General features: G+C 41.5%; 6 protein-coding genes and 1 pseudogene. 3 read left to right on the forward strand and 4 right to left on the reverse strand.

All coding sequences use genetic code 11. The features are described from left to right. A partial coding sequence (locus ABZB17_RS15935) for a tetratricopeptide repeat protein (protein WP_372651481.1) occupies nucleotides 1-371 on the reverse strand: 371 nt, incomplete at its 3' end. A gap of 221 nt (nucleotides 372-592) precedes the next feature. Here ABZB17_RS15935 and ABZB17_RS15940 point away from each other — a divergent pair. Beyond that, nucleotides 593-2,029 carry a transporter substrate-binding domain-containing protein gene (locus ABZB17_RS15940; protein WP_372651483.1) on the forward strand — a complete coding sequence of 479 codons (1,437 nt, stop codon included), beginning with the start codon at nucleotides 593-595 and terminating at the stop codon, nucleotides 2,027-2,029. A gap of 56 nt (nucleotides 2,030-2,085) precedes the next feature. Here the strand turns inward: ABZB17_RS15940 and fbaA are convergent, their stop codons facing one another. Beyond that, on the reverse strand, nucleotides 2,086-3,162 hold the full coding sequence (gene fbaA, locus ABZB17_RS15945) for a class II fructose-bisphosphate aldolase (RefSeq protein ID WP_045025646.1): 1,077 nt from the start codon (nucleotides 3,160-3,162) through the stop codon (nucleotides 2,086-2,088). Between the two features lie 252 nt (nucleotides 3,163-3,414). Here fbaA and ABZB17_RS15950 point away from each other — a divergent pair, with 252 nt between their 5' ends. Next, nucleotides 3,415-4,410: a class II fructose-bisphosphate aldolase gene (locus tag ABZB17_RS15950; RefSeq protein ID WP_372651485.1), complete on the forward strand. Its 996-nt coding sequence runs from the start codon at nucleotides 3,415-3,417 to the stop codon at nucleotides 4,408-4,410. Nucleotides 4,411-4,744: 334 nt separating this feature from the next. Next, complete coding sequence (locus ABZB17_RS15955) at nucleotides 4,745-7,984, forward strand: two-component regulator propeller domain-containing protein (protein WP_372651487.1); 3,240 nt, start codon at nucleotides 4,745-4,747, stop codon at nucleotides 7,982-7,984. 88 nt (nucleotides 7,985-8,072) lie between these two features. On the opposite strand, the gene hcp is transcribed toward ABZB17_RS15955, so the two are convergent. Together hcp and ABZB17_RS15965 are read right to left on the reverse strand one after the other, a co-directional pair. After that, complete coding sequence (gene hcp / locus ABZB17_RS15960) at nucleotides 8,073-9,728, reverse strand: hydroxylamine reductase (protein ID WP_372651489.1); 1,656 nt, start codon at nucleotides 9,726-9,728, stop codon at nucleotides 8,073-8,075. Nucleotides 9,729-9,815: 87 nt separating this feature from the next. Further along, a pseudogene (locus tag ABZB17_RS15965) lies at nucleotides 9,816-10,259 on the reverse strand (4Fe-4S ferredoxin); the annotation flags it as partial.

Raw genomic sequence — 10,259 nt, forward strand, 5'->3', positions numbered from 1 at the left:
ACCGAATCTTTGGTTTCGGTAAATATCGTAATGGCTTGTTCGAGGTTGGAAATGGCAGGAAGCCAGTCGCCTGTTTGGTCGTACACATAACTGATAAGAAAAAGTGCTGTTCCTTCGCCGTATTTGTAGTTTATTTTTTGCGACAGCTCCAGTGCTTTTTGTGCGTATGCCAACGAACTATCCGGATTGGTGAAGTCGTATAAATCGGACAGATCGATGTAGATATCGACGATCTTCTCCGCATTTGTTTCCGTTTTAACAGCCGTTTTTAGCGAATCGATCTGTAGTGTATCGTTTCCAAAAACAGGTAAACCGCCAACAACAATTGCGAACAATAAACTCAGCAAAATATGTTTACTCCGATTTCTCATAGGTTTGCACCGAGCTGCAAATATAATTAAATCAACTTCATACAATGAAAAATGTGCATTTGATGGTTTATTTTTAAAGAATCCTTTTATGTAAGGTGGCAGTTGGTGGCAACTGTAACTAAAATGTAAATGATGTGAGCGTGAAAACTGATAAATTTCATATTTCTAATTCTTTTTATACCTTGCCGGAGTAAGATCAGAGATTATAAACCGTAAAATGTATGGTAAAACATTATTTTGGTATTATTTGCATCGTCTTGCTATTTATGTTGGCTGCATGCACCTCTAACAAAAATCCAAAAGACAACAAGAAAGAAGATCGCCCAATTATTGATCGTGATTTATCTGAGATTTTGGATGATGGCGTATTGAATGTGGTTACCACCTATAGCAGTACCAGTTATTTTCTGTACCGGGGACAGCCTATGGGTTACGAGTATGAACTGCTGAAACGTTTTGCCGAACACCTTGATGTTGAATACAAACTTGAGGTATCGAATGATTTTGAGACCATGCACGAAATGCTGATGAACGGAAAAGTTGACCTCATTGCGCATGGATTAACCATTACCGGTAAACGCAAGGAGTTGGTGCAGTTTTCCGATTATTTGTACCTCACTCACCAGGTTTTGGTGCAGAAAAAGCCCGACAACTGGCGAAAGATGAAATGGAGTGCAGTACAAAACGCGTTAATACACGATGCCATTGAGCTGATTGACGATACCGTTTCGGTGCGTGCCAACTCGTCATATCTGAACCGGGTTGAAAACCTTATGGACGAAATGGGCGGAACAATTTATGTTGATACACTGCCCGGCGACTTGTCGACCGATAAAATTATTGAAATGGTATCGACCGGTGAAATCAAGTACACCTTTGCCGATAATAATATTGCCAGCATTAACGCATCGTATTATCCCAATCTTGATATCCGGGTACCGGTTAGTTTTTCGCAACGTATGGCCTGGGCTCTTCGTCCCAATTCGGATGAGTTACTGGCTGAACTAAACAGCTGGATCGACTCGATGAAAAACGGAGTAGCTTATTACGTCATTTACAACAAGTACTTTAAAAACGAACGGTCGTTTAAGATGCGCGAAAACAGTGTTTTCTACAGTATTAACCACAACCGGATAAGTGAATACGACGATTTGATACAAACCTATGCCGATACAATAGGTTGGGACTGGCGATTGATGGCATCGATGATTTACCAGGAATCGAGGTTTAATCCGGTGTCGGAATCGTGGGCAGGAGCCAAAGGGTTGATGCAAATGATGCCGCAAACTGCCGAACGTTATGGAGTTGAAGACAGAACCGACCCTGAGGACAACCTTGATGGAGCAACCAAAGTGTTAAAAGTTTTGTGGGACCGTTTTATTGATATTCCTGATTCGGTGCAGCGCATAAAATTTACGATGGCAGCCTACAACTGTGGTTACAGTCATGTGCTTGATGCACGGACACTGGCCGAAGAGGAAGGAATTGACAGTTACAGGTGGGACGAATGTGTTGAGGAATCGATGTTAAAACTAAGCTATCCGGAGAATTACAATAAACCATTTATTAAATATGGTTATGTGCGCGGAATAGAACCGGTGAGTTATGTGAAACAGATTTTTAGCCGCTACGAGCATTATACGCAGTTGCTGGAATAAAAAAACCGCTTCCCAAACGAGAAACGGTTTTTACTATTTTATATCGAAATTTGTTCTTACTGAACGTCGATAGCATTCAAATCTTCAAAAGCCTGTTTCAAACGGGCAATCATTGATTCTTCTGCTTTACGCAACCAAACACGTGGGTCGTAGTATTTTTTGTTTGGTTTTTCATCACCTTCAGGGTTTCCAATTTGTCCTTGCAGGTAATCGTGGTTAGCAGCTTCAAAAGCACGAACGCCATCCCAGTATGCCCACTGCGTGTCGGTGTCGATGTTCATTTTAACAACACCGTACGAAATAGCTTCGCGAATTTCTTCGTGAGTAGAACCTGATCCGCCGTGGAATACAAAGTTCACCGGCTTTTCTTTAGTTCCCAATTTCTCCTGGATGTACTTTTGCGAGTTGTCAAGAATTTTTGGAGTCAGTTTAACGTTACCCGGTTTGTATACACCGTGCACGTTACCAAACGATGCTGCAATTGTAAAGTTTGGCGATACTTTGCTTAATTCTTCATAAGCATAACAAACTTCTTCCGGTTGCGTGTATAATTTCGATGCATCAACATCGCTGTTGTCAACACCATCTTCTTCACCACCGGTAATACCCAATTCAATTTCCAAAGTCATACCCATTTTGGCCATGCGCTCCAGGTATTTTTTGCTGATTTCGATGTTCTCTTCCAATGGCTCTTCGCTAAGGTCAAGCATGTGCGAGCTGAAAAGTGGTTTACCGGTTTCGGCGAAGTGTTTTTCGCTGGCATCCAACAAACCGTCAATCCAGGGCAACAATTTTTTTGCGGCGTGGTCGGTGTGCAGGATAACACGTACACCGTAAGCTTCAGCTAAAGTGTGAATGTGTTTTGCACCTGCAACAGCTCCTAAAATGGCTGCTTCCTGGCCTTCTAGTTTTAAACCTTTACCGGCGTTAAATGCAGCACCACCGTTCGAAAATTGAATCATAACAGGAGCGTTTACCTCTTTGGCAACTTCCATAATTGCATTAACTGAAGAAGAACCTACAACATTTATTGCAGGCATGGCAAATTGTTTAGCTTTAGCTTCTTCGAAAATAAATTGTACGTCGGCACCGGTAACAACTCCCGGCTTAACGTTTTCGGATATTTTTCCCATAATTAAATCGTTTTACTTTTAAATCAAATAGAATAAGAACACAAAATTACGATTTGAGTTTAGGTTAACCAATTTTTCCTTGTTAATGATCGTAAAAAACGGACAAAATTATCTGAAAATTAACGCTGTAACATTATTGTATTTAACGTTAAATATCGATTCGGGGATTTATCTAAACCTCTTCATTCTCTGATTTTTATTTACTTTCACGGCGCAAAAAAAATTAAAAACCAAAGATTAATTCGAATAAAAATGGCAGTAAGTTACAAAGACTTAGGCTTGACGAACACAAAAGAAATGTTCGCAAAAGCAGTTGAAGGCGGATATGCTGTTCCAGCTTACAACTTTAATAACCTTGAGCAAATGCAGGCTATTCTTCAGGCTTGTGTTGAAACAAAATCACCGGTAATTCTTCAGGTATCATCAGGTGCACGTAAATATGCCAACGCTACTTTGTTGCGTAACATGGCACGTGGTGCTGTTGAGTATGTAAAAGAACTGGGTTGCGAAATTCCTATCGTTCTTCACCTGGATCATGGCGATACTTTTGAATTGTGTAAAGACTGTATCGATAATGGTTTCTCTTCAGTAATGATTGATGGTTCGCACCACTCATACGAAGAAAACGTGGCACTTACAAAACAAGTTGTTGAATACGCACACGCACACGGTGTAAGTGTTGAAGGTGAGCTGGGTGTTTTGGCAGGTGTTGAAGATGATGTAGTAGCTGAAGAATCAACTTATACAAGACCAGAAGAGGTTGAAGATTTTGTAAAACGTACCGGTGTTGATTCACTGGCTATTTCAATTGGTACTTCTCACGGAGCACACAAATTTACTCCTGAGCAGTGTACTAAAAACGAAGACGGCGTTTTGGTTCCACCTCCATTAAAATTTGATATCCTGGAAGAAATTGAAAAACGTATTCCTGGTTTCCCAATCGTTCTTCACGGTTCTTCTTCTGTTCCAATGGATCAGGTAGAAATTATTAATGCAAACGGTGGCGATTTGAAAGCTGCTGTTGGTATTCCTGAAGATCAGTTGCGTAAAGCGGCTTCTTCTGCAGTATGTAAAATTAACATCGACTCTGACGGTCGTTTGGCAATGACTGCAGCTATCCGCAAAACAATGAACGAAAATCCTGCAGAATTCGACCCACGTAAATACCTGGGACCTGCACGCGATTCATTAAAAGAGTTGTACAAGCACAAAAACGAAAACGTTTTGGGTTCGGCAGGAAAAGCTTAAGAAAGTAATTCCATATATTATAGAAAGGACGGTGAATTCACCGTCCTTTTTTTATGAAATGCTGTCGACTGCCCTCAATTTCATTTTTGTTTGTAAGCACTTTAATCCGAAAAGTATTCTTCCCAAAACTGACATTTTGCTATTTTTTGTGCGCTATCATAGGGTATAAGTGCGAAATAAGTAGGAAAAACATATGGTTGATAGAAATATATTTCTTAAGTTTGATTTCTCGAAACCCCTGACGCATAATAGGCAGTGAATTCCATTTCAATTATTTTATACGTCCTTGTAGAAGTAAAAGCATTGCTCTAAACTGGGTATTATAGGTTGTGTAATGATAGTAAAACAAGGGCATATAGGTATTCTCGGAATTCTTCTGATCTTTTCTTTTCAGATACATCGAGTTGTTGCACAACCCGAATTTCTTCCTTTAAATCATTTTGGAACAGTTGAGGGTTTATCTTCATCATCTGTTACAAGTATCGTTCAGGATCAAAACAGTTTTATGTGGATTGGAACCCGCAAGGGGCTTAATCGTTTTGATGGTTACCATTTTAAAACCTACCGGCAAGATGAAAACAAGCTTCAGAATAATGCCTTGCCCGATAATTTGATTCTGGCCCTGTGTATCGATAATAATAACCGCTTGTATGTGGGATCGAATTCGGGCTTAAGTTTTTATGATCCTACACGCGATAAGTTGCACAGTTTTAAATACGATTCATTATCCTGTTTACACGATCTTCCCATTCAGGCAAGAGCCCTGCAAGTGGACAAAAATGGTTCGGTATACATTGCCAGTTCCAACGGAATCTTTTGTTTCGATCCGCAGAGAAATACCGTAGAGCATATAAATAATTTAGGCATTTCGGTTATTGATGATGTGTTTCTAGCCTCCGACGGACGGCTATGGTTTGGTTCGGCCAACGGACTTGCCGTATTAAATACAGAAACAAAAGAAATTGAGAGGGTAGTAAAAGGTGTTAACAATGAAAATTACTTCGGAACAAGAATCGGTAAAATTATGGAAGACCGTTCGGGAAACATTTGGGCGGCCAGTTTTTCGAAGGGGTTGTTTATGGTGGCAAGGAATAACAAGGGTGAAGCGCGTTTAAAAAACTTTAGGCACGATCCGAACCAGCCGGGCTCTATCTCGGAAAACCGCTTGTTAAGCCTCGTTACCGACGAGGACAGTAATATTTGGGTAGGGGCCGAAAACGACGGTATTTATTGCCTCGACAAAAACCGGCAACATTTTAAACATTTTCTGTCTGCTAAATCCGATCCACTGGTTGCCCAAACCTATTCAGGCGAATGTCTTTTTATCGATAGCGGCAACAATTTATGGATTGGAACTTATGCAAACGGAGTACAGATAGCTCCTGATAATGGTGAGGCCATTGTGTCGTACAACAAGTTTAAAGGAGGAGATTTAAGCAATACCAACAATATGGTAAATGCTTTTTTTGAGCTTAACGACAGCACCATTGCCATAGCTACCGATGGGGGTGGAGTGAATTTTATGAATAAAAATACCGGGTTTTTTACCAATCTGAATTCGTCAAATTCTGATTTACCCAACGATTATGTGTTGTCGATAATTGAAGATGAGGATGGCAACGGCTGGCTGGCAACCTGGGGGTCGGGATTGGTGCGTTATGACGGTAAAAGCGAGGTGTTTACAACGTATGATACAGAGAGTTCTCCAATTCCTGACGATAACCTGTTTCATGTTTGTCCGGGAAATCACTCCGATTTGCTTATTGCTACATTTAGTGCGGGAGTTGTGCGGTATTTCCCAAAAGAAAACAAGTGGGAAGTGTTTGATGCTGAAAACAGCGATCTTCCGGCTAATTATGTCAACGTAATTCGCAGGGCCGACGATGAATCCTTTTTTATTGGAACCAACTTGGGATTGGTACGGTACTTTCCTGAAAATAATTCATTTACCAATTGTTCGGTTGCAAAAGAAATGGAAACGCTGAGTGCGGCTCATATCTACGATATTTTTGTTGAAAGTCCTACTTCGGTTTGGGTGGGAAGCTTGTCGGGTTTATATCATTTTAACCCGAAAACCGGAGATGTCCGCACTTTCACTGTAAATGACGGCTTGCCTAATAATACAGTGAATGGTATAATAAAAGATGCCGATGGCTTTCTGTGGTTTTCAACTTCTGACGGATTGTGTCGATACAATGATAATCAAAATGTATTTGAATGTTATTACAGCGACGACGGCCTGCAGAGCAATGAATTCAGGCCGAGAAGTGTGTTGGTCGACTCGGATAACAATTTATATTTTGGAGGAATCAACGGCTTTAGCATTATTTACCCCGGGAAGCTGAAAAAGAATGAACATGTACCGGTTGTAAAACTAACAGAGCTGGAGATCTTTAACAAAGTAGTTTATCCGAACGAGCCCGGGTCGCCGCTCGAAAGAGTGATCTCAGAAGTTGATGAGATTAAAATTTCTGAAAACCGATCGGTTTTAACCTTTCATTTTAGTGTTTTGGATTTTGCCAGCCCCGCAAAAAATCAACATGCTTACATGCTTGAGTATTTCGACAAAGATTGGATTTATTGCGGAACACGGCGTCAGGCAACCTATACCAATCTTGATCCCGGAATGTATATTTTGAGGGTGAAAGGTGCCAATGGCGATGGAGTTTGGAATGAAGAAGGGATTGCGCTCAGGATTATTATAGTACCTCCGTGGTGGAAAAGCTGGTGGTTTATTTTAACTCTGTTCGTAATTTTTGTTTGTATTTTCTGGTTTGTCAATCACATGCGTGTCAGGTCGCTCGAGCAGCAAAAACAGAGACTGGAATGGGCTGTGGCCAGGCGAACCAACGAACTTGCCGAAATAAATGCCACCAAGGATAAATTATTTTCGGTTATTGCCCACGACCTTCGAAACCCGTTTAATGTAATTTTGGGGTACACCGATGTGCTGATCGAGGGTTACCAAAAGTTCGATAAGAAACTTATGGCGGAGATCCTTGAAAACCTGAAAGCAGCCGGTGACGGGGCTTTTGCTTTACTCGAGAATCTGATGAACTGGTCGAGGTCGCAGCGGGGAGTGATTGAGTTTTCTCCAAAATCAATCGTTCTTGATGATTTTATTTCAGTGGCTCTTTACGAAATTGAGGCAGTAGCGAAGAAAAAGGGAGTTGTGATTGAAAATCGGATTCAGGATAAATCATTAGATGTGTATGCCGATTATAATATGCTTTTGCTCATTTTCAGGAACTTGCTTACCAATGCGGTAAAATTCAGTAATCCCGAAAGTTCGGTTTATATTGTAAGAGGTAATTCGGATGATCGTTTTATAACGCTGGGAATTCGCGATGAAGGTGTTGGAATGGAGCCCGATAAAATGAAGTATTTATTTCGGACGGGAAAACAGGAAACAGTACCGGGAACCAAAGGCGAAAAAGGCAGCGGACTGGGTTTAATGCTTTGCAAAGAGTTTATCGAATGGCATAACGGTAAAATTTGGGTGGAGAGTTCATTGGGAAAAGGTTCTGTTTTTTGGTTTACGCTGCCGTTAAACGAAAAGGTGTTTGGGAAATAAAAATGGCACCCACTCTCGCAGATGCCATTGTAAAAACCTCAAAACAAACTGTCCCTCAATTTAAGGTTCGTCCCTCTCTCCTCAACTTCTAAACTGCGCTCATAAATAATTCCAAATCTTGTTCAACCTCGGTAATACCGCCGATTCCGAAATTTTCAACCAAAACATTAGCAACATTTGGCGAAAGGAATGCCGGAAGTGTTGGCCCAAGGTGAATATTTTTAACGCCCAGGTGCAACAGTGCAAGCAACACGATAACAGCTTTTTGTTCGTACCATGCAATGTTGTAGGCAATTGGTAATTCGTTAATGTCGTTCAGCTCAAAAACCTCCTTCAGTTTTAAGGCGATAACTGCCAGCGAATACGAGTCGTTACACTGTCCGGCATCGATTACGCGCGGAATTCCACCGATATCGCCAAGAGGCAATTTGTTGTAACGGTATTTTGCACAACCTGCAGTAAGAATCACAGTGTCTTGTGGCAGCTGCTCAGCAAATTGTGTGTAGTAGTCGCGGCTTTTCATACGTCCGTCGCAACCGGCCATTACAAAGAATTTTTTGATGGCACCCGATTTTACAGCATCAACAATTTTGTCGGCCAAAGCAAAAACCTGTGCGTGTGCAAATCCTCCAACGATTTCGCCTGTTTCAATTTCCTGCGGTGCAGCACATTTTTTAGCGTGCTCGATAATGGCGCTGAAATCTTTCATTTTACCATCCTGGCGATCAGGAATATGGATGGCACCGCTCAGACCTGATGCCCCAGTGGTATAAATCCGGTCGGTGTAAGTTGCCGATGCTTTTGGCGGAACGATGCAGTTGGTGGTAAACAGAATTGGTCCGTTAAAACTCTCGAATTCGGTATTTTGTTTCCACCATGCATTTCCGTAGTTACCCACCAGATGTTCGTATTTTTTGAAAGCCGGATAGTAGTGGGCTGGTAACATTTCGCTGTGTGTGTATACATCAACGCCTGTTCCTTCGGTCTGTTTTAGCAATTCTTCCATGTCTTTCATATCGTGACCTGAAATCAGGATTGCCGGATTATTACGCACCCCGATATTTACTTTTGTAGCCTCCGGGTTTCCGTACGAACCTGTGTTGGCAGCATCCAGTAATGCCATTACATCAACACCAAATTTTCCGGTTTCCAGTGTAAGTGCAACCAATTCGTCAACACTTAAATCTTCGGTAGTAGCCACCAGCGCTCGTTGCATGAAGGCGAAAATCTCATCTTTCTGGCTTCCCAGGTTGTAGGCGTGCTCGGCATAAGCTGCCAATCCTTTTACACCGTAAATAATCAACTCGCGCAACGAGCGGATATCTTCGTTTTCAGTGCTCAAAACGCCAACTTCTTCCGCTTTGGCTTCAAACTCTTCGGTAGTGTTACCTGTCCAGGTTGCAATAGCCGGAAGTTCTGCAGGTAAAGTTACTCCTGCTTCTTTGCTCAATACATGCAGCTCGTTTCGTAACTGCAATGCTTTAATGATTCGTTTGGTAAATACCGCCGCATCAAAATTGGCATTGGTAATGGTGCTGAACAAACCATCGAAAACAAACTTATCTACTTTTTTAGGGTTGGCATCAACGGCCCTTAATTTCTCGTTATACCAGCAAATTCCTTTCAATACGTAAAGTAAAGTATCTTGTAAATTTGCTACATCGCTGGTTTTTCCGCAAACTCCTGCAATAGTACAGCCGGTTCCTTTGGCTGCTTCCTGACATTGAAAACAAAACATGCTCATTTTTCTATTTTTTAATTCGTTAATTTTTTTGGGTTGAGTGATGAGGGCTCTGATTTTATCACAAAAATTTTTAGCAATTCTTGTGGTTTACATCCACTCATCGCTTAATACATCGCCTTTAATTCCAATCACAACTTCTTTAACGGGTACCTTTCGCGATGCCATTTGGGTGGCCATTTTTACCATTTGCGACAATCCTCCGCAACATGGAACTTCCATAATTACAACGGTTATTGTGTTTACTCTTGATTCGTCAATTAAACTCACCAGTTTCTGCACATAGATATCCTTTCCCTGGTCGAGTTTTGGACAGGCGATTACCATTTTTCGACCTTTTATAAAGTCGTTGTGGAAATTGCCGTATGCAAAACCTGCACAGTCGGCAGCTACCAAAAGATCGGCGCCCTGGAAATAGCTTGCTGCCGGATTGATCAGATGCATTTGCACCGGCCACTGGGTAAGTTCCGATGGTGTATCTGTTGCCGGAGCAGCCATTTTTAAAGCACCTGCATCAAAAGCCATTGGCGCCGA

It is taken from the genome of Draconibacterium sp. (assembly GCF_041583095.1).
Lineage (GTDB): Bacteria > Bacteroidota > Bacteroidia > Bacteroidales > Prolixibacteraceae > Draconibacterium.